Below are 21,084 nucleotides of genomic sequence, written 5' to 3'. Positions count from 1 at the left end.
GGAAAGTTGCAGTATGATTTGAGGGTTTTTAGATTCCCCTGAACTCATGACTAAGACGGACTGAGTCGAAATTGCCCTCGCGGGTTCTGATAACGTTCTCATAGACTTCACGATCATGCGTTTTACGAATCTGACGAGGAGTGCCGGGATCGGTTCCAACTGTTATCGCCTCGACCTTCCGGAGGGTTCCGTGATCCTCGACTGCGGCATGGATCCCGAGCAGGTCGGCCATGACGCGACACCCATCTTGGAGGAGGTGGAAAATGGATCGATCCGCTCCACGATCCTCACCCATGCCCATCAGGACCATGTCGGTTGTCTTCCCCTACTCCAGTCCCGTCAGCCGGGAATGCCCGTCCTCATGACCCTGGGCACCGCCCGGATTGCCGATGTCATGCTGCACAATTCGGTCAATGTCATGAACCGCCAGCAGGAAGAACTGAAACTTGCCGACTATCCCCTCTTCAGTCACCGCGCCATTGAAATGGCTTCGCGTATGTGGCGGCACTGCGCTCTCGAGCGCCCTCTCTCGCTGGATGGTGATCGTGTCGCGGGAGAGACTGACTCAACAACAGTCACCTTCCATGACGCGGGACATATCCTAGGCTCCGCAGGCGTCATGATCCGCTCGGAGGGTAAGAAGTTCTTCTACACGGGCGACGTGAACTTCGAGGACCAGACCATCCAGACAGGAGCCCGCTTCCCCGAGGAACCGGTCGATGTCCTGCTCATGGAGACGACCCGTGGGAATGCCCCTTTACCCGACGGCTTCACCAGAGCTAAGGAAGAAATCCGATTTGCATCAGCCGTCGCTGCGGCTCTCGGGGAAGGGGCCAGCATAACAATCCCGGTCTTCGCTCTCGGAAAGACCCAGGAGGTCATGGCACTGCTCTGGCAAATGCAGAGAGACCGCGTCATCCCCCCCACCCCTCTCTATGTCGGGGGACTCAGCAGCAAGATCACAGCTGTCTACGACACAATGGCTGCTCAAGTGCCGAGACGCCTCCCCCATCTCCGCCTTATGAATGACGTCGCCCCGTATGTGGCCGGGGGGGCTGAGATTCAATCGCTCAACCCCCGAAAGCGTGCCATCTATGCACTCAGCAGCGGCATGATGACCGAGAATACTCTCTCCAATGTCTTTGCCCGGAAGGTGCTGCCTGATCCTTCTCAGTATCTTTTCTTTGTCGGCTATGCAGATCCCAACTCACCCGCGGGACATGTCAGGAATGCTGAACCGGGAAGCGTCGTGCAACTTACCTCAGCGGGGGCGCCCGTTCCCTTTCACTGCCACAGGGAGGTCTTCACCTTCAGTGCCCATGCTCAGAGGGATGATCTTCTCTCCTATGCGATCAAGGTCAGGCCTAAGACCATCCTTCTGGTCCATGGAGACGAACCGGCAGTCGAATGGTTCAAGAGCGAACTCTACTCAGCGCTACCTGACACCAAGGTCATCGCACCTCCCCCAGGACAGACGATCGAGCTGTAGAAGATCGTAAAGATTACTTACCCAGCAAGGACGCTTTCAGATCGGCGGCCACAGGATTCGACCCGAACCAGAGGCTGAGAAAGGATTTCTGGAAGTCGCGCCCCGGGATGGTTCCCTTCAGGGTTCCTTGATCGATCACAATGGTGTTCGTGCCGATAAACTGGACCTGCTCAACCCCCAAGTTTTTCAAGGGACCGAGCATGGCAATGAAAGCATCGCGATCCCGTGCATAGCCGGGATAGGTGTAGCTGACGCTCTGGGCAAACTGAGAGGTCCAAGCCTTGACTACATCGGATTGACCGACGGCTCGCAGGAAGGTGAAGTCGAACTGCATGGGGCCCTGTGAAGACATCATGGATGTCGCCGTCCTGATCGCCGCAGGAGTGTAGACTGAGGCTACGTAGATCTTGATCGGGATCATCAGCAGGGTGAATGTACGCAATCCCGCACCATTGAGCTGCAGTTTCTGACCATTGACCTGAGCCATCGGAGGAACGCTCACCCCTTGAATCTCAAGGGCCTTCAGAGGCAACGCGCTCAGAAGCAGAGAAAGGATAGGAAGTGTGAATCCTCTCTTCATTGCTAAGCGCCGTAGCTCTTGGTGAACTTCTTCTTACCCTCGTCTTCCTCGACGGGAGTTGACTCGGCTTTTGGGATCTCGGACTGGATTGTCGGCCCAGTAGCATCAACGTGATCATGAGTGCAATTCTCATCATGGACATGTCCGGTGGCTCCGGATTCGGCTCCAGCAACTGAACCTGAAGCCACCTGAACGAAGGCCAACTGGAGTTCCGAGAGGACGCTGGTCAGGATTTTTTCTTCATCCTGGTTGAGGTTTCCCCGGGTCTTCTCCTTGATGATCTCCAGGTGGTCGATGAACATCTTGGCAGCATCGAGATTGACCTCAGCTTTGCCTGTGGAGGGATGGGCCATCTGTCCGAGACAGAGGGCTGCCTGCTGTGCATTCATCATCACAAGTTCGATGAAGCGCTGGGTGAGATCGGCGGAGTTTGTTGATTGCTGGATTTCGGCCATGGGATTGTAGGGTATGGGGTTTAGGTGATGGGTAATGGGAAGAAATGAGCTAAGGTGCCTTGGTGGGATTGTGAAGCGGTTCGGCAGCCTTGGATACTGGAGGACCTACGACAACTTCTACGCTCTTGGCATCGCCGAAATATTTGTTGGCCACTCGCTTGGTATCCTCAAGGGTTACCTTTTCAATCTCGGCCTTACGGACCTTGTCATGATCGTAGCCAAGGCCGAGCAGTTCGTTAGTTGCACAGACTCCGCCAAGTGCAGCCGCTGACTGATTTCGGATCGCCTCTGCGCCCAGCAGCTTGGCCTTAGCCCGGTCGAGCTCGACCTGCGTAAGGCCCTCGGCAGCAAGCTTGTCGATCTCGTCGTTGAACTCATGCTTGGCCAGATCAACCTTCTTCGGATCGGTGCCGAGATAAAAGACGAAGGCGCCGGGCGCCAGGCCGGTGGAGTTCGACGCTCCTACAAAATACGCCAGTCCGAGCTTTTCGCGGATGCGGACAAAGAAGCGCGAGCCCAAATCGCTGGAAGCCTCCTCGATCAGTTCCAGAGCAGGTCGGTCGACTGCATCGATCGTTGTTCCCAGGAATCCCCTCATGATCACCGACTGCTGTTTCTGGCGCTCGGCAGAAGCCTCCACAGATTCCTTGAGTGGTGAAGAGACAGGAGGTTGGGCCAAGGAGATCTCGCCTGAAGGGAGAGTCCCGAATTCTTTTTTCGCAAGGGCCAGCACTTCGTCGGGATTCACCGCACCGAAGATGGTGAGGACTCCGTTCTTGCCGACAACGAGCCTGTCCCGATAGGCCTTCAAATCGGAAGGGGTCAGCTTGGAAACGGTTTCCGGGGACCCGGTAGTACGGAGTGCGTAGGGATGGCTCCCGTAGAGACGCGGCTTGAGGAGATTGCGAGCCGTCGTGGTGATCTGGTCATCCTCGGCCTTGATCGACGCAAGCTGGGAATCCTTCTCTAGGGCGACTTCTCCCTCCGGAAAAGTGGCGTTGAGCAGGACATCCGAGAGGATCTGCATACCTAGCGGAAGATCATCCTTCATCACCTCGACGGCGACCGAGAAGCTATTGTTGCCCGAAGTGGCTCCGATCGATCCCCCCACATGCTCAACGGACTCGGCGATCTGCTGGGCCGTGCGGGTCCGGGTTCCCTTCACAATGGTGCTAGCTGCAAGCTGGGAGACTCCGTTCTTCTCAGGAATCTCGGCCAAGAGACCTCCGCGGAATGCGGCGATGATGGAGACCAAGGGGAGCCGGTTATCCTGATGAATAAGGACTCGGAGACCATTGGGAAGGACTTCCTTGCTGATCTTTGATTCGGCAGTTTTTGCGTCAACCCCCTCACCTGATTTTGTATGATCGATCGGATCGAGCGAGGTAACGGTGAGTCCCTCCGGCTTGAGATAAAGGGCAGCCACGCGGCGAACATCCTCAGGTTTCACCTTCTCGATAGACTCGAGGTATCGTTTCCCAAATTCTGCATTTCCTGTCATCAGCCAGCCGTTCCCATAGTCGGAAGCACGCCCTCGCATTGTGGACAGTCCGTGATAATGCTCGTAGAGAAGAGCCTTCTTCGCCTTGGCCAGTTCGGGGAGGGTAATCCCCTCCCTTGCGACTTTCTCCACCTGGGCAAGGATCTCCTTCTCGGCGGCATCACGCTTGTCGGGATCAGCAATTGCTCCGACATAGATCAGGCCTTCCTTAGGGGTCAGGGTATAGAGTCCTGCTCCGATCTGGTGAACCAGCCCCTTCTTCTCACGAACCTCCGTATTCAGGATGGAGCTCGTACCCGTCCCAAGAACAGCCGAGAGGACCTCGACGGCGGGTGCATCGGGACTCGTGGCGCCGGGAGCACGCCAGGCTATATTCATGCGGCTGAGATCCGTGGGGAAGGTATCCCTGGCCTCTTGCTTACCGAGTTGAGGTGGCTCCTCAGCGATCGTCACCGGTTCGAGCGGCATACGGGGATATTTCTCGAAGCAGGCTGTCAATTGATCGCGGATCTCGGCGGCATTGACATCGCCGACCACGACAAAGCAGAGATTGTTCGGAACGTAGCGGCGCTTGTAGTAATCGAGGACATCCTGCCGGTTCAGCTTGTTATAGATGTCGAGATGACCGATCACCGGTTCCTTGAATGGGCTCGTGTGGAAGGCCGTTCGGAAGAGCAGGAGCGAGGCGGTGCGATCGGGATTGTCGTAGCCCATTGCGAATTCACGACGAATGACCTCCTGTTCCTTGTTGTACTCGGCTTCAGGAAGCGTGGCGTTCATCATGGCATCTGCCAGAATATCGACCGCCTTGGCTGCACCCGTGGCAGGGACATCGATCCAGTAGACAGTACGATCATAGGAGGTGTAGGCATTGATATACCCCCCCTGATCCTGGACCTGACTCGCAATCACGCCGGGTGCCCGGGAGGTAGTCCCCTTGAAAAGCATATGCTCCAGAATATGGGAAAGCCCGGCTCCCAAGAGCTTTCCTTCGTGGATGGATCCGGTATTGCACCAAGCCTGCACGCTCGCGACGGGCGCACCCTTGTTCTCCTCGACGATCAGGGTCAGTCCGTTGGGGAAAGTGAAGACCTGCGGCTTTGAAGAAAGCCTCGGATCTCCTTTTGCAATAGTATCGACGATCGCAGAAACGTCCCCCTCACTTTTTTTGGAAGACCCATGGTTGTTATGTTTCTCGGGAGAGGCAGTGAGTACAGGAAGAGCAAGGATGGTCATGAGTACTGGGAGTGTTTTCATTTGGTAAAAAACGCCTGCTGATCGCCAGAAACCGGGTCAGCAGTGGTCATTGGTACAGGTGGTGGAGGAAGAAAGGGGACAACAAAGACCACATGAAAGTCGAATCCACTCTCAAAATCATCGATCCGGTCATTCTCGGTGCGACCGAAGGCTCCCGCCTCCACAAGGCTGAACACCATCTCTCCGATATCACGACAGGAAGCGATCCCCCAATAATTAAGGACGGTCGGAGCCATCGGGCCGAATTCTCTCAGGGCCATGCGCTTGAAGCCCTCAAGGAGCTCTTCCGCCGAGACATGGGAGGAGATTGGCTGCTGCTTAGATTTGGAGCGTTTTTTGAGCGTCTCCTCCAGTGACTCGCGCAAGAACTGGTATCCCTCGGGCCGGTATTTGTCCTTTTTGGCGACAGCTAAGGCGACAGCCTCGTTAAATCCAGAAACTTTCATGAAATAAAGTCGATGGGGTCAGTGGGTGGAACCGGAGTGAGTAATTGTTTGATGGGGAAGCATTCCTGTCATACGCAGATGCCTGATCCCTGCTCCCACGAGCAATGATGCCAGAATGAAGATCATCACTGTCTGCTCCTGCCGTGTCAGATTCAACATCCCAACACGATAATGCGGACGGGCGAAGGTGCAAGTGTCACAAGTTGATTCCATTTCTTTTAACTGCTGCCTCTTCAGTTCTTCCCTTATCCTCACCATCCCCGGGTTTCGACAGCATCCAGATAACGGCCTACCGGGCCTTTCCGAACAGGGGATTCTGGAGATTTTAAAAACAGGTCAAAGAGACCACTGCGGACGGGCACCTTCGCCGCTTCGTACCAGTCCAGATAGGCGTTGATGGCTTGGGAGCGTCTCAGAATATCTGATCGAAGTGCAGTGAGAGCGGCCAAGCGTCCACTGAGTTTTTTCCCAGAAAGAGCTTTGCCCGATTGCAGGAGATCAGTTGTCGAGTCGATGAGGGGAATCACCAGGGGATTCGCTTGGAAACGCAAGGCACGGAGTTTTGCACAAATCCCTTGGGAAGTGAATTCCCATCCCCTCTCCTTGCGAAGCTTCTCAAAGGAGCCGGCATCGATAGGAATCGCCTTTGCGATAACATCATATCTGCCGAGGCTCTCCGTGGAGGTCAGCTCTTCGGTGATGTTTTTTTCTTCACGGGAAGAAGTTGCCATTAGCAAAAGCCACTCCCTCTCCACCTTCTGCATCGGCCATCCAGAAGGCCAACGTGATAATGAGGACAATGAGCCAGATTGCTTTGCGGAGGAGTCAGACTGGATCCATTTTCTGAATATGGTACCCCTCTCTCCCTTCAATCCTACCTGAAGGAGACACGCTGCCCTAGCATCGTAATTTGCTTCCAAGAGATGATTACTCTCATCAGGAGGTCTCTCTACCAGAAAGGCCTCGATTCCAGGCGGCGCTCCTCCGCGTAGATACGAGGCCTGGATGGTTTTTTGAGTTTTGGCATCAATACATAGGGCGGCCAATCCGTGGGAGAGCCATGCAGGGATCTTCGGAATGGAGGAACCAACTGGAGGGGCTTTCCCATGATAGCACTCCCGGAGAAGCATCGCTGCTATGAGAAGTCTAGCTGTCTGGCTTGCCGATTGCGGAGTGTCTTGCTCCAAGAGATCAACCTGAATACGGGGCTGGCCGCCTTCCAGAGCATCAACCCTGAGACTTGGCAGCGCTTGTCCCGAGGACTCGAGACCATGTAGCACGATCATGACAGGATGATAATCCTGCGGCTCAAAGCCGGTTAACTCGTAAAAACGTTTCTCGACACCGCTCAATAGACGTTCCTCAGTGCGTAAGATAGAGGGATCACCGCAATGCAGACGAAAGACCCCCTGGGGAGTAGTGCTGTCGGCCTGACCCGCAACGGCATTCTGAACGCGTAGCAGCATGAAAATCCAGGCCACAACCCCGACAACGAGGAGGATACGGAAACAGTTACCTCCTCCGGTCATGTGATTAGGCAAACTAAGGGCGTGTGATCAAGTCAATGTAGCCGGGGCGGATCCGCACTGTCTCGGCCCCCTTGATCACCTGCAACTCTTTGGCAAAGGGGGCGGAGCAGGAATTCATGAATGGGGTAATCAGCGAAAGGAGCGGCCCGTTTAGGGGCAGCAGTCCGAGACTTCCTGACTCGGGCATGAGATTCCACTGCCGCGAGCCACCGGAGAGACTGAATGACTCTGAAAGATGGAGAGGATAACTCATCAAGGTTATCGTCACCGAAAAACGAAGGGCACCATTGGTAAGTATCACCGAACTCTCCATCCACTGAGGCATCGGTATGAAATCAAAGGGTGGAGCCCATTGGATTTTTCCCGCCTGAGCAAGCGCCTGATTGATGAGCTGCTGTGAGATTGTCACCGGCACTCCCCTTGACCCTAGGATATTTTGCTGGAGGATAGCCGGGGCATTGGCAATCGGGCGGGAGTCGGGAAGTGGCGACTTAGGATCCATCAGGGCCAGAACGAACGCGACGCCCAGAGCAACCAATAGGAGATAACGGAAAATTCCCAAGAGATGGGAAAAGAGAGAACGTTTTTCCTTGGACTCTTCATCAAATCGTTGCGCCCGGCCGGCTGCGATAGCCACCGATGGCAGAAGGGGCGCACTCCCATCACCCTGAGAAGTTTTTGGAGTTTTTGGAAGGATAGCCCCGCAATGAGAGCAGTAAACCAGCGAGGAGGAGCTATCCTGAGCGCAAGAGGCGCAGCGGATGATGCTCATGATTTCTTAGGCGGGGATTTCCTGCCCTTAGTGGACTCAGGCGAGGAGGTTTTCTTTGTTTCGGCCTTGGGTGTGGAAGTTTCAGCCTTATCAGTCTTGGCCGGGGCAGAAGAGCTTTCTGCAGGCTTTGAGGGTGTTGATTCACTTTTTTTAGCGCTTTCCGCCGCGCTCTTGTATCCCTCGCTACGATAATCGGTGATATAGAAGCCTGAGCCCTTGAAAATGAGCCCCGCCCCTGCCCCGATCAGTCTCTTCACCTTTCCCTTACCCCAAGTCTTCATGCAGCACTTTTCCTTGGGGCAGGTTTTGTAGGCATCATCCTTCATGGATTGGAAGGCCTCAAAGGTCTTCTTGCACTTGGAGCATTCGTATTCGTAGGTCGGCATGACTTGATGCTATAGGGTAAAATTCCCGACTACTAGGTTCCTTAGAGCAACTCGGCGATCTGGACGGCATTCAGAGCCGCCCCCTTCAGGAGTTGATCCCCGCTCACCCAGAATGTCAGGGCATTCGGCAGGGCACAATCAAGACGAAGCCTTCCCACTCGGCAGTCATCTTCCCCACTGCACTCGATCGGCATCGGGTAGATCGCCTTGGAAGGATCGTCATGCAGAATAATACCCGGTGCAGCCATGAGAACCTTACGAGCTTTCTCAAGCGAGATGGGCTTCTCGAATTCGGCGGTTACCGCCACCGAGTGGGCGCGGTAGACAGGAACCCGGACGCAGGTCACCGATGCTGTGAAGTGAGGGAGGTGCATGATCCGGCGACCCTCATTCTGCATCTTCATTTCCTCGCGTGTGTAGCCATCCTCCAGGAACGAATCGACATGAGGAAGGACATTGAAGGCGATCTGGTGGGGATAGACCTCCTTGGTAACAGGGCGACCCTCGGAGATCGCCTCGACCTGCTCGCGGAGTTCTTCGATGGCACGGGCTCCCGTGCCGGAGACGGCCTGATAGCTTGAAGCAATGACCTTCTTCAGTCCAAAGGCCTGATGCAGGGGATAAACCGCCAACAGCGTGATTGCGGTGGTGCAGTTCGGATTAGCCAAAATCCCTGAATGAGAGGCAGCATCGGCGGCATTGATCTCCGGAACGACCAACGGAACCTCCGGGTCCAGCCGGAATGCCGAGGAATTATCCACGACGATCGCGCCGGCCTTTACCGCATGAGGCGCGAACTCCTTGGAGATCCCTCCCCCGGCACTGAAAAGCGCTATGTCGATTCCCTCAAAGCTCATTTCGGTGAGCGGCTCAACCATGATTTCTTCGCCGCGGAACTCCAGGCTCTTACCGGCAGAACGGGGTGACGCAAGCAGGCGCAGGGAAGCGACGGGATAGTTCCGTCTCTCCAGAACCCTTATCATCTCGATGCCAACAGCGCCGGTGGCCCCGACGATGGCAATGTGCTTGGGAGAGGAGATACTGTTACCTTGGTCTGTCATGCTCATGATGTGAGGTAAAAATTGCCTTCAGCCGGCCCTCTCTGCAAGCATCCAGAAAAAAAAGGAAGCCATGATATCCAAATCACCCGTGGAGCCCGAACCGATGAAATCCATTGTCATTGAGATCAAACGGCAGGTTCTCGAACTCCGCAGCGGCGAGCAACTTGCCGCGTCTTATCCCATTTCCAGTTCCCGGTTCGGACTGGGAACCGAGGTGGGAAGCTTCCGTACTCCCATGGGGCGCTTCAGAATCTGTGAAAAGATTGGCGACCATATTCCTTCCTGGATGGTCTTCAAAGGACGCGTCCCAACAGGCGAGATCGCAACTCCAGGCGGAGAAGAAGATCATGTGCTGACCCGCATTCTCTGGCTGGAGGGACTGGATGAGGAGAACGAGAACACGAAAGAACGCTACATCTATATCCATGGCACCAATCAGGAAGACCTGATAGGAACACCTGCAAGCCATGGCTGCATCCGGCTGAGGAACCAAGAGATGATCGACCTGTACGACCAGGTAGCGACCGGCACGGAGGTCCACATCCAGCCCTGATAACAGCCGCGGATGAAGGCGAAAAAAAATTCCTGGGGAATTTGCTTTGTTGGATCGCCCTGAGACCTTAAAATCACATTTTAGCAACCAGCTTAGAAAGGAGGCGAAATTTATCATGACCATCACCAAGATCGCAGCAGTCGTCGCACTCGCGGCAGCTACTCTCACACTCGGCGCCTGTGCGCAGAAGCAGGCACCTGCTCCCGCCACCGTGGGCAAGAGCAAGTAATTGTAGCAGGGGGAGGTTATCCGGTTTTCGGATGATCCAATCTCATTTAAAAAGCCGGGCCGATCTTTCGGTCCGGCTTTTTTTTGAGTAATTTTTTTGCATCCACAAAACGACTGCAAAGGCCCCTAAAGGAGAGAAAAATTGAGCCTCCAAGGTTGTAGTTGCAATCCTGCTGACACTACCCGCTAGAACCCCATAAATAAAGAAGCTGCCCCGCATGGATTCGAACCATGAATAATGCCTCCAAAGGGCACTGTGTTACCGTTACACCACAGGGCAATCGATACGTATTTAATCTCCGGGGAGATCGAACGGCAACGAGAAATCCAGAGCTTCCGCAAGATGTTGGATGAGTCGAAAGGCAAATAGCCTTCTCAACAGGCTTCTACTCTAGTTCATTCATAGGAAGACACTATGAGCATGAAACTTCGCAATAGGCTGATCGCCCTGGTTTGCCTGATTTTTTTCCTCTCCATCGGAGCGGCCCTCTTTCTCACAACGACGAATCGCAAGCCTTTTGCCATCATCCTCTTTGTTGCGGACAATATCTCCCCCTCGAATCTGGCGGCTGCCAGACTCTTTTCCGGTGGGGGTGATGCCAGACTTCAGATTGAGGATTTCCCCAACACGGCGATATCCCGCAACGCGGCAAACGACTATTCCGTTCCGGATGCCGCCTCTGCCTCAACCGCGATCGCAGCGGGTAGGAAGGTCAACAGGGGCGCCCTGTGCATGGATGCAACGGGAGCGATACTTCCCAGCCTGCTGGAAGAAGCGGCAGCTCAGGGCCGCGCGACCGGACTACTCAGCACCGGAACGCTTACGGGACCGACTTCCGCCGCTTATTACTCCAAAACGCTTAATGCCGGAGACACAAATGCTCTTCTTTCCCAATTCTCAGCGCATCAACCCTTCGACTTTGTCGCGGGAGGCGGAGGTAGTGAAATACTAGCTGCCATGAATACACATACTTCCCGGAAGGATGCGAAGAATCCAGAAGCCAAGCCATCCGAAGCGGGAGCGGTCAGCATCATTCGATCGGTTACAGATCTGGAAAACCAGCCCTTCTGGAAAAAAATCCCGACACTAGGAATCCTTCCGCTCACGGCACTCTCACAGAGTGGATTCGGAGAGGGGAATCAGGAGTCCCCTTCCCTCTCCGACCTCGTGCGCATCGCTATCAGGAATCTTCAATCCAACAGCAAGGGATACCTTCTTGTCATCGACGACCCGATGATCGGTGCTGCGGCTTTATCCAACGATGCGGAGTCTATGTTCGGGCGTATGCTTACATTCGATCGAGCCATCGCCACAGCACGACGCTATGCAGGGGAGAAGGCTCTTGTGATTGTCACGGGCCGCGAGAATATCGGTGGCATGGCATTGAACGGATACCCCTTTCTTCGAGACAAGGGCATTTCGATCCTGGCAATGAATAACGAGGGCTACCCTTCCATCTGCTGGTCCACGGGACCCGGCTTCGCTCCCGAACAATCCACTTCAACTTCTCCTTCTACTGCCCACGCTAGCAAAACAAACGGACTATCGCCAGGCATCCTGACTCAACCCTCTGCCTTCAGGCTTCCCTCTTCAGTAGGAACGGCAGGAGACGTTCTCTCCTTAGGATCGGGTCCGGGATCCGAAAAACTTCACGGATTCATCGATCTAACGGAGATCCACCGGATCATCCATCAAGCACTTTAGAGTGTTGACTTGTTAATTTATCACATTAAAAGGAACGCCCATTTTTCTCGGAAAATAAAAAGACTCCCGCGGAGGCGCAGAGACGCTGAGGTTTTTAGTCTGGAGACAAAAGATCTTAAACTAGCAGGCATCGTGCGATAGGAAGGTTTTACGATAAGAATAAGTCTCTGCATTCGGATAATGCATGGTGTGGTACTCCAATCTGATCCAAATGCCTTTGAGTTTATCCTCTGCGTCTCTGCGCGAGATTTTCTCTCTTTGGTCAAATGCTTAAGAGTAAACAAAAAACTCGTTGATCAAGATCTACTGAACTAGCCGTTCCAGCGAGGGATCGGGGGGCGCACCGAGCTCGATCGCCTTCGCATAATGCTTCTTGGCCATCATCTTGGCTGGGGGTTTGCCGGTAGCGTAGATGACAGCCAGGTTGAAATGAGCGTCAGCATACTGAGGATTGATCTCGATAGCCTTCATGATCTCTTCTTCTCCGGCCTTTCCCTTACCCGATGCTGCAAGGACGATTCCCAAGTAATTATGCGCCGTGAAGTCCTGCTGATTGATCGCGACAGCCTTCTTGAGGACCTTTTCAGCATCGTCCAACCTCTGTTGACGATAATGCACAATACCCAGGGTGGTAAGCGCAAAGGAACTATCGGTCACCTTGGTCGAGGCCCTCTTCAGAAACTCCTCGGCCTCGGTCATTTTACCCAATTGGAATTCCACAACGCCGATATTCGAAAGAGCAAAATAATCATCCGGGGAAATTTTCAAGGCTTCCTGGAAAGTGTTTTCGGATTGGAGGTAATCCTGCCTGTCAAATTCATCCTTGGCCTTGGCTAGGCATGCCTTGAGCTTTCCTTCCCAAGGGATTTCTTGAGTTGCCGGATTCGTAGATGAGTTGGCAGAGATTCCGTTTATCGTTTGGATTGAGCTGCCCTCCGACGTCTTGGTGTCTCCTTTTGCAGCAACGCTTTCGATAGAGGGGTTCGTTTGCTGATTCGTCATCTCAGCGTCACTCCCTGAGTCATTAATCTTCCGGGCGGAGATGGATTCCTGGATTTTACCATCAGCCGACTCGGCCACCACAAGCTGTCCCTGCTTGAAGAGGGATCGCTCCTGCGGGGTTAGTTCGGCTGAGGGAGTGGAAAGCAAAACAACCTGATCACTTAAAGACTGAGACTGCACATTCAGACGTTTCATTTCATCCTCGAGGAGACGCCGCGCCTGAGCACGCCGTGCCTCTTCCTTAACCTGCCTCATGATAATTCCACGCAGGAGATCGTTTTCCTTCACGAGATTGCCATCGCCTTCCGACTTACTCTTCTTTTTCTTGTATCGGGCAAGTTGTGCTTCTTTCTCCTCAAGGCGGTCCTTGAGATCCTTGAGTTGATCGCCCCCCGAGGCGTTTTTTTTCTGAAGAAGGGATAGTTTAGTCTTTACGTCGGCAAGCTCGGATTGGAGCTTCCCGGCCTCGTCTTTGGCCTCGGAAAGCTGCTTCTCCTGACCGGGCATCGTTGTTGAAAGAGATGCCAACTGATCCTGGAGTTTCTTGAGATGATCATCGCCCTCGTCGGCATGTCGCTGGAGATCCGCATTTCTCTGATTGGCTTGAGAAAGTTCATTCCGGAGTTTTTCGGCATCTTGTTTAGCGGCGGCTAGGTCGATCTCTTTCTGCTGAATAAGCTTTTCCTGCTCGGGGCGTGCTTTTGATAGTTCGACAAGCTGTTGCTGAGATTTGGTGGAGTCGGCAACACTAGAATCCATCTGCCGCTGCAGTTTCTCGATCTGTCCCCGAAGAGCGCCTGAATCTTGTCCACGATCGACAAGTGAGCCCATCTGAACCATGACGGACTTGAGCTGCTCCTGAAGTGAGAGATTCTGCTTTTCAAGAATCTGCTTAAGTCCCGTTGCCGCGTCCAGCCGTCTCTGAAGTTCCGATTTTGAATCGCTGGCGGCTTGCAATGCCAGATCGTTATTTGACTTGGCTTGATCCGAGGCTTTGCTGTTCTCGAGCAAACGTAACTTGAGATTCTCGATCTCCCTGGCAAGGGGGACTGATGAGTCAGCAACCTTCTTCAACTCCTCATTCCTTTTCGAGGCATCTTCGAGCTTAGCTGTGAGTCTCCGCCTCTCCTCCTCAAGAGCAGCCTTGTCTGCTTCGGCAGCAGCGGCACTCTTCACAGAGGCTTCTCTGCCCGCAGTGAGATCCTTCAATGACGAGTCAGCTTCCTTTTTGGACTGCTCCGCATTCCTTTCCGTTTGGGCCAACTTGTTTTTTGTCGTCGTGAGAGCCTCATTGTTCGAGGCGAGTTTCGTAGTGAGATCCTCGATTTCCTTGGTGAGCGGCGCAGCTGTTGCAGCTACCTTTCCAAGCTCTTCGTTTTTACGAACGGCATCTTCGAGCTTAGCTGTGAGTCTCCGCCTCTCCTCCTCGAGAGCGGCCTTTTCAGCTTCGGCAGCAGCGGCACTCTTCGCAGAGGCTTCTCTGAGCGCCGTAAGATCCTTCAACGACGAGTCAGCTTCCTTTTTGGACTGCTCCGCATTCCTTTCCGTTTGGGCCAACTTGTTTTTTGTCGTCGTGAGAGCCTCATTGTTCGAGGCGAGTTTCGTAGTGAGATTCTCGATCTCCTTGGTGAGCGGTGCAGCTGTTGCTGCTACCTTTCCAAGCTCTTCGTTTTTACGAACGAAATCTTCGAGCTTAGCTGTGAGTCTCTGCCTCTCCTCCTCAAGAACTGCCCGGTCCGCTAATGCGATTGCTATATTTGCGGCTAGTTTCCCTTCGGCTACCTTGGCTTCCTTGGCAGAGGCATCGGCATCCGCGCGAGCCTTGGTGATTTCCTGTCCTGCAAGGAGTGCTTTCTCCTGAAGCTCGAGCACTGCTTTTTTCAACGACTCCGCATCAGACTCCAATCCCTTGACCTTACCCGCATCACGGGTTGCTTCCGACAATTGGGAAACTTTTCCGGAGAGTTTGTTCCGCTCTTCCTCAAGAGCCTGAAAATCAGCCCTCAAAGACGCCTCTCGGTTCTTGGAATCTGTTTGCAGCTTAAGAGTGTCGTTTTCGAGAGCCGCCACCTTCTCCTTGGAAGCTCTGGCATCTGCCTCGGCCTTGACTGAATCGGCCTGAAGTTTTTGGATCTTTCCCCGGAGCGGAGCAAGCTCGTCCGCCTGCCTCAAGGCGACGTTCAGCTTCTCCTTGGTGAAATCCATCTCCTTGCGAAGGCCCTCGTTCTTGGCCTCGTAATCCTTCGTAGCCTGGACAGCGTGGTTAAGTTGCTCCTTTATGCCCGCGACTTCTTGCCTTGCATTGTCCAGGTCGGCGCTGAGCTGCTGAGACTTTTTCTCCGCGGATGAACTGAGGACAAGTTTCTGACGCGCCTCGTCAAGTTGCTTCACGAGCAGCGCGTTGGACTCATCCTTCTTTTTTTCTCGATTCTGGTACTCCTCCTCGAAGGCAACTTTGTCAGCGAGAGTATCATCCAGTTTCTTTTGAAGGGACTTCAGGTCGTTTTCCCAAGAATCGCGCTTTTGCAGTTTCTCATTGAGTGCACCAACCTGATTCTTCGTAATCTGAAGTTCCTTTTCTAATTTGGAACGTTCCTCGACCCACTTGATATTTTCGAGATCCTTGGTTCGGTTTTTTTCCGAGGAAATGGCCTCCCTAGCCTCCTTGAGTTCCCCTCGGAGTGTTTCGAGCATTCGCTTGAGGCGACGGACTTCGGTTGACGAATCTCCTGAGGATGGGCGTCCCTCATTGCTTGCGGATTTAGCTCCTGGAGGGACGATCGAAATGCTCGGAGCTCCCCCGGTTGCTTCCGGGGAGATCCCCTCAGGCTGTGCCGGAGACTGATTCACGGAACTATCATTGGAGTTTCCTGCTGCTCCCTGAAGACGTTCAAGCCCTTCCTGTGTCTTCTTGAGGCGGTACTCGACAACGGCTTTCTGCCAGGAGGGATCGTTCTTCTCGATTTCAATAAGAAGACTCTGAGCAAACCTGTACTTTTTCAAAGATTCGGAAGCACTCCCGTCCCTCTCCAATTTCTCGCCCTGCTGATAGGCCTGATAGGCATTGAGAAACTGTTCGGAAGAGTCCGCCGCCAACAGAACCTCCGCACCACCGAGAAGTAGAAAGAGGCAGAGAAGGAATCGATTCATAACGGTACTGAAAGGGTTGGTGAAAATACCTGTTTCATGCGAGGAGAGCAAACCTACCTTTTTTCAGAAAAAGGATTCGGGGCTACCGTGCCTCCTACATGTCACGAAATTGTCGCGCCTGAGGCATTGACAGCAAGGATTGCTGACTTCCATGCTCTTGACTTACCAAACACAAGATCATGGATACTCTACTCGATCAACCAGTGCTTGTACTCAACAGATTGTGGCAGGCGATCAATACCTGCTCCGCACGCCGGGCTCTCACCCTTCTCTACCAAGGGCATGCTCAGGTTGTCGCAACCGACGGAGAGAAGAATTTTTTTACCCATGATTTTCTCAGCTGGAGACACTTTTCACTTTCCCACCCGGAACCCCGGATGCTGCAGACAATCTCGCTCAAGATCCGAGTTCCCCGCATTATCGTCCTCTGCCTCTTTGACCGACTGCCTAAGAAGGAGGTAAAATTCACGCGACTCAACGTCTTTGAGCGCGATAAGAATACCTGCCAGTACTGCGGTGAACTCTTCGAGCGTAACAATCTGAACATCGATCACGTGCTACCCCGAGACCGGGGTGGGCAGACAACATGGGAGAACGTCGTCTGTTCGTGCATTACCTGCAATACCCGCAAGGGGAATCGACTCCCACATGAGGCACGGATGCAACTCCTTAAGAAACCGAAGAGGCCGAAATGGCGCCCCTTCGTCAACATCACGTTTGCAGGGGGCGTTGATGACAGCTGGAGCCACTTCATCGACCTAGCATACTGGAATGTAGAGCTGGGTGAGTAGGATGTGGGGGAAGGCTTTTAGACTAAAGACTGATGGTTTTTAGTGAAACCCCAGCCGCTAAAGTTACCTCCAATCCATTTCCTAAAAGTCTAACAGCCTTCAGTCTATCCACCTAAGGCATCAGCCCTTCAGTACCTGAACAAACTCCTCGAAGAAGGATGCGGAATCATGGGGCCCGGGGGATGCCTCGGGATGGAACTGGACGGCCATAACAGTTTTCGTGCGGTGCCTTATACCCGCAACCGTTCCGTCATTCAGATGCCGGTGAGTGATCTCCAGATCGGAAGGCAACCCCTCCTCTTTAACCGCATAGCCATGATTCTGCGAGGTGATGATCACACGGCCTGTCCTCAGATCCTGAACTGGCTGATTCGCTCCACGGTGGCCGAACTTGAGCTTGAACGTGCTCGCGCCGAAAGCCAGCGAGAGGATCTGGTGGCCCAGACAGATGCCGAAGACGGGCTTTACCTCGGCAAGGCGCCTGGCTGTCTCGTGGGCCTGAGTGAGCACAGCCGGGTCACCGGGGCCATTGGAGAGAAAGATGCCGTCGGGGTTCAGGGCAAGCGCTTCCTCAGCAGAAGTCGTGGAAGGGACAACCATCACACGTACGCCCTGAGAACGAAGGAGTCGCAGGATGTTACGCTTCACACCGAAGTCGTAGAGGACAACCAGAGGCTCCCTCCCCTCGCCTGAATGTCGGGTCATTCCGAACTGGATGCTTTCCTTGCATTCGGGATCCCATTCGTAGGTTTCCTTAGTGGAGACCTCTCCCACCAGATCGAGTTCTTCAAGCTTAGGTGCATCTTTAGCCCGAGCCACGGCAGCAGCGGCATCTGATCCATCCGTACTGAGACAGGCCCGCATGGCACCTTGGGTCCGAAGATGACGGGTCAGTGAGCGGGTATCGATTCCGCAAATCGCCGGAATTCCGTGACGGCGCAGATAGGAGTGCAGATTTTCCGAAGAGCGCCAACTGCTATCCACTCTGGAAAGCTCCTCAATGACAAATCCGCTCACCTGAGGAACTGAACTCTCCCCATCTTCAACGCCCGTTCCGTAGTTGCCGATAAGGGGATAAGTCATCGTGACGATCTGTCCCCGGTAGGAAGGATCAGTAAGAACCTCTTGGTAGCCACTCATGGAGGTATTGAAACAAATCTCACCAATAGCGTTTCCCGGTGCACCAATGGAAAAACCAGGAAAGATGCGACCGTCTTCAAGTGCCAGAATAGCGGGAGATGGATGGGATGATGCAGGCATGTAATTAAAAGAGAAACCTATTAATCTCATCACGCGTGGCGCGTCCATGCAATCAGATTACCAGTTACTATGATGAAGGAATCGAACCGCGGGGTTGCACGGTCACCGCTTCCTTTTCTAGAATAAAAACTTTCGTGTTGAGCCGACCTCCATTCATTGCCTGCTTTCTTCCGGCACTGGTTTTTGCATTCCTGTCACCACAAGGCCGGGCTGATGATTCCGCCATAGCCCCTCAGGGTTTTTTTGCGCGCTTATTCCACTCCTTCCCCTCGATTGATATTTTACCTGAGGCATCAGCCGTCACGGCTGATGGGTTCGACTTGGCAGTGGCGCCTCCCAACGGAACAGGATTTTGCAAATCACGGGGATTCCGTGCCCATGGTCATCTTGGAGAGGACTGGGTCATCGCCGGAGGAAAAGGGCAAGCATTCGGGCATTCTGTGCATTCCATCGGGAATGGCCTCGTCGTTCTGGCACGGGACATCCATGCCGACTGGGGGAACGTTGTCATCGTCCGCCATGCCTGGATCGATAACAGGCAGTTGCATTTTGCCGATTCTCTCTATGGTCATCTCGATAGGATGATGGTGAAGGAGGGAGAGCAGGTGAAACGAGGTCAGCAGATAGGCACCATCGGTAATAATCACGGAATGTACCCTCCTCACCTTCACTTCGAGATGCACAAGGATCTTTCAATCGGAGTGAATCATGCGGGAGGCACCCGCGACCTTCTCAGCTACTGGGTCCCCACGGATTTTATCATGGAGCATCGAAAGCTCCACGGTGGCGGACGCCATGTCCCGACTCCGGCTGCCCACTTCTTGCTGCCGACTCCGGAAAACCCTTGGTCCTTTCATCGCTTCTTCTTTCATCCCCAGAAGAAAAAGAGCTCTTCCAAAGCCTCACATTCCCATCACTCGAAGAAAAAGCACAAACACCACAAGTCCTCCTCCAGTTCTTCCGACTCCCACAGCAGTCAGTAGAGTTTCCCGAGCATTAGAGCGGTTTCGGTTTTATTTGACGCATGTAAAAGGGAAGAAATCTCGCGCAAAGACGCAAAGACGCAGAGTTTTTATGACTCATGGCAACGTATCTTTGAAGACATCGGTGACAATCTTCTCCGGACCCAATCCTTTGTCTTTTCCTCCGCGCCTTTGCGCCTTTGCGCGAGTCCTGTTATTTATCGACGGTCAAGATGATCGCCCAAAGAACGACAGACTAAACGCAAGATGCTCTAAGAAGTTCGGGATGCAGTGACAGGAATGGCAGCGCAGTCGTAGCTTCAACCTACGGCAAGTGAGCAATGACCATGCAATGCACCGAAATCCTTAAGAATTCCTTAACGCTTTGAGGCGCGGTATTCAAGGGAGTCAACCAGCGCCATCCAACTCGCCTCGATGATGTTATCCGAGACTCCGACGGTTCCCCAAGAATCGACTCCCTCGCTTGAGAGAATGTGAACGCGGGTTCGCGCGGCAGTCCCTCTTCCTCCATCGACGATGCGGACCTTGTAATCGGAAAGTCTGATCCCGGCGATCCAAGGATGAAGCTGCAGCAGGGCCTTGCGGAGGGCGGCATCCAGGGCATTCACGGGCCCATCTCCTTCGGCTGTCATTACAAGCGAATGGCCATTGTTCAGGATTGTGATGGTGGCCTCGCAGGTTGTGGATGACCCAGCAGCGTTACGGCGGAAGCTACAATGATATCCCTGCAGCTCGAAGAGTGGGGTATGAAGCCCAAGTTCCTTCCGGATAAGCAAATCGAGTGAGGCATCAGCCGCTTCAAATTCAAACCCTTCGGATTCCAAGGCCTTGATCCTCTCCAGCACCCGGAGCACGGCAGGGTCGCTCTTGGTAAGTTCTAGGCCTAGCTCCTCAGCCTTGAGAAGGATATTACTCCGACCTGAAAGCTCGGAGACCAGAATGTTCTGATGATTGCCTACAGCAGAAGGCTCGATGTGCTCATAGGCTGCCGCTGTCTTGGCCACCGCATTCACATGCATCCCCCCCTTGTGAGCGAAGGCTGTGTTGCCAACGAAAGGAGCCCGCACATCAGGCTGGCAGTTTGCCAACTCGTCCACAAAGAGAGACACCTCTCTCAGTCTCGTGAGATCAGGAACGACAGGTATGCCTATCTTGAGCTGGAGACATGGGATCACGGTCGTGAGGTTGCAGTTACCTGTGCGCTCGCCGTAGCCGTTCATCGTCCCCTGGATCTGGATCGCACCGGCATGGACTGCAGCAAGTGCATTAGCAGCACCCATCCCGCAATCGTTATGAGTATGGATGCCCACCTTCCCCGGGAAACGAGATTCCACTGCGCCGGTAATTGCTGAGATCTCCTCTGGCATCGTGCCCCCGTTGGTGTCGCAGAGGACGAGCATATCGGCTCCCGCTTCGGCAGCAGCGGCAAGCGTTCTCAAGGCAAACTCCGCGTCATCCTTGTAACCATCGAAGAAATGTTCGGCATCGTAGAAGACCTCACGTCCGCACGACTTCAGGTAGGACACGCTATCGCTGATCATCGCGAGGTTCTCCTCATGGGGAACCCCCAGCACCTTATCCACCTGAAGTTTCCAGCTCTTCCCGAAGATGGTGACCACGGGTGTTTCCGCCTCCAGTAACTGGGCTAATTGGTTATCCTCTGAAGCCTTGATCCCTGCACGACGGGTGCTGCCGAAGGCGGCGATCTTTGTCTTCCCGAAATCATGTTTCCGAGCCTCCGCAAAGAATGCGAGATCCTTGGGATTCGAACCGGGCCATCCACCCTCGATGTAATCCATGCCAAAACCGGCAAGCTTCTCGGCAATCCGGATCTTATCCAGCAGGCTGAAAGAGATCCCCTCACCCTGGGTGCCGTCACGCAGTGTGGTGTCGTAGAGAAAAACCTTGGCCTTCGTCGTCATTGAAACCGCATTCT

At 53.9% G+C, this 21,084-nt stretch carries 17 protein-coding genes and 1 tRNA gene; 5 read left to right on the top strand and 13 right to left on the bottom strand.

The annotated features are described in order from the left end of the window. Positions 1-115: 115 nt before the first annotated feature. Positions 116-1,489 (top strand): MBL fold metallo-hydrolase, encoded by a 1,374-nt coding sequence (locus K8R57_09750; GenBank protein ID MCE9588583.1) that lies wholly within the window; start codon positions 116-118, stop codon positions 1,487-1,489. A 13-nt stretch (positions 1,490-1,502) separates the two neighbouring features. On the opposite strand, the gene K8R57_09745 is transcribed toward K8R57_09750, so the two are convergent. From K8R57_09745 to K8R57_09705, 9 genes are all read right to left on the bottom strand, one after another. Beyond that, a complete protein-coding gene (locus tag K8R57_09745) occupies positions 1,503-2,069 on the bottom strand; it encodes a chalcone isomerase family protein (protein ID MCE9588582.1) in 567 nt (188 codons plus the stop codon). 2 nt (positions 2,070-2,071) lie between these two features. Beyond that, a complete protein-coding gene (locus K8R57_09740; GenBank protein MCE9588581.1) occupies positions 2,072-2,524 on the bottom strand; it encodes a DUF1844 domain-containing protein in 453 nt (150 codons plus the stop codon). Between the two features lie 49 nt (positions 2,525-2,573). Then, the gene (locus tag K8R57_09735) at positions 2,574-5,282 is read right to left on the bottom strand and encodes an insulinase family protein (protein ID MCE9588580.1); all 2,709 of its coding nucleotides are present in this window, start codon (positions 5,280-5,282) and stop codon (positions 2,574-2,576) included. After that, entirely contained in the window at positions 5,279-5,728 is a 450-nt protein-coding gene (locus K8R57_09730; protein MCE9588579.1) for a hypothetical protein, read from the bottom strand. The genes K8R57_09735 and K8R57_09730 overlap by 4 nt, the downstream gene beginning before the upstream one ends. Positions 5,729-5,746: 18 nt before the next feature. Next, on the bottom strand, positions 5,747-5,887 hold the full coding sequence (locus tag K8R57_09725; GenBank protein MCE9588578.1) for a hypothetical protein: 141 nt from the start codon (positions 5,885-5,887) through the stop codon (positions 5,747-5,749). 92 nt (positions 5,888-5,979) lie between these two features. Continuing rightward, the gene (locus tag K8R57_09720) at positions 5,980-7,257 is read right to left on the bottom strand and encodes a hypothetical protein (protein MCE9588577.1); all 1,278 of its coding nucleotides are present in this window, start codon (positions 7,255-7,257) and stop codon (positions 5,980-5,982) included. 13 nt (positions 7,258-7,270) lie between these two features. After that, the gene (locus K8R57_09715) at positions 7,271-8,029 is read right to left on the bottom strand and encodes a hypothetical protein (protein MCE9588576.1); all 759 of its coding nucleotides are present in this window, start codon (positions 8,027-8,029) and stop codon (positions 7,271-7,273) included. Continuing rightward, positions 8,026-8,415: a zinc ribbon domain-containing protein gene (locus tag K8R57_09710; GenBank protein MCE9588575.1), complete on the bottom strand. Its 390-nt coding sequence runs from the start codon at positions 8,413-8,415 to the stop codon at positions 8,026-8,028. Before K8R57_09710 ends, K8R57_09715 begins: the two co-directional genes overlap by 4 nt. A 41-nt stretch (positions 8,416-8,456) precedes the next feature. Next, positions 8,457-9,455: an aspartate-semialdehyde dehydrogenase gene (locus tag K8R57_09705; protein MCE9588574.1), complete on the bottom strand. Its 999-nt coding sequence runs from the start codon at positions 9,453-9,455 to the stop codon at positions 8,457-8,459. A 124-nt stretch (positions 9,456-9,579) separates the two neighbouring features. Between K8R57_09705 and K8R57_09700 the strand changes: the two genes are divergently transcribed. Next, positions 9,580-10,029, top strand: coding sequence for a L,D-transpeptidase (locus tag K8R57_09700; protein MCE9588573.1), 450 nt, complete (start codon positions 9,580-9,582; stop codon positions 10,027-10,029). Positions 10,030-10,466: 437 nt separating this feature from the next. Here the strand turns inward: K8R57_09700 and K8R57_09695 are convergent. After that, positions 10,467-10,537: transfer RNA gene (locus K8R57_09695), tRNA-Gln, on the bottom strand. 141 nt (positions 10,538-10,678) lie between these two features. Here K8R57_09695 and K8R57_09690 point away from each other — a divergent pair. Then, positions 10,679-11,962 carry an alkaline phosphatase gene (locus K8R57_09690; GenBank protein ID MCE9588572.1) on the top strand — a complete coding sequence of 428 codons (1,284 nt, stop codon included), beginning with the start codon at positions 10,679-10,681 and terminating at the stop codon, positions 11,960-11,962. Between the two features lie 303 nt (positions 11,963-12,265). On the opposite strand, the gene K8R57_09685 is transcribed toward K8R57_09690, so the two are convergent. Beyond that, the gene (locus K8R57_09685; GenBank protein MCE9588571.1) at positions 12,266-16,114 is read right to left on the bottom strand and encodes a tetratricopeptide repeat protein; all 3,849 of its coding nucleotides are present in this window, start codon (positions 16,112-16,114) and stop codon (positions 12,266-12,268) included. Between the two features lie 179 nt (positions 16,115-16,293). Here K8R57_09685 and K8R57_09680 point away from each other — a divergent pair, with 179 nt between their 5' ends. Further along, positions 16,294-16,905: an HNH endonuclease gene (locus K8R57_09680; GenBank protein ID MCE9588570.1), complete on the top strand. Its 612-nt coding sequence runs from the start codon at positions 16,294-16,296 to the stop codon at positions 16,903-16,905. Positions 16,906-17,025: 120 nt separating this feature from the next. Here the strand turns inward: K8R57_09680 and carA are convergent, their stop codons facing one another. Further along, complete coding sequence (carA, locus tag K8R57_09675) at positions 17,026-18,165, bottom strand: glutamine-hydrolyzing carbamoyl-phosphate synthase small subunit (GenBank protein MCE9588569.1); 1,140 nt, start codon at positions 18,163-18,165, stop codon at positions 17,026-17,028. 326 nt (positions 18,166-18,491) lie between these two features. Here carA and K8R57_09670 point away from each other — a divergent pair, with 326 nt between their 5' ends. Next, entirely contained in the window at positions 18,492-19,148 is a 657-nt protein-coding gene (locus tag K8R57_09670) for a M23 family metallopeptidase (GenBank protein ID MCE9588568.1), read from the top strand. 356 nt (positions 19,149-19,504) lie between these two features. On the opposite strand, the gene cimA is transcribed toward K8R57_09670, so the two are convergent. Further along, a complete protein-coding gene (cimA, locus tag K8R57_09665) occupies positions 19,505-21,070 on the bottom strand; it encodes a citramalate synthase (protein ID MCE9588567.1) in 1,566 nt (521 codons plus the stop codon). Positions 21,071-21,084 lie beyond the last annotated feature (14 nt).

The sequence above is a fragment of the Verrucomicrobiota bacterium genome (genome assembly GCA_021413925.1).
Taxonomy (GTDB): domain Bacteria; phylum Verrucomicrobiota; class Verrucomicrobiia; order Chthoniobacterales; family UBA6821; genus UBA6821.
The sequence above is the reverse complement of the archived record's forward strand: the minus strand, read 5'-3'. Positions and strand labels throughout refer to the sequence as shown.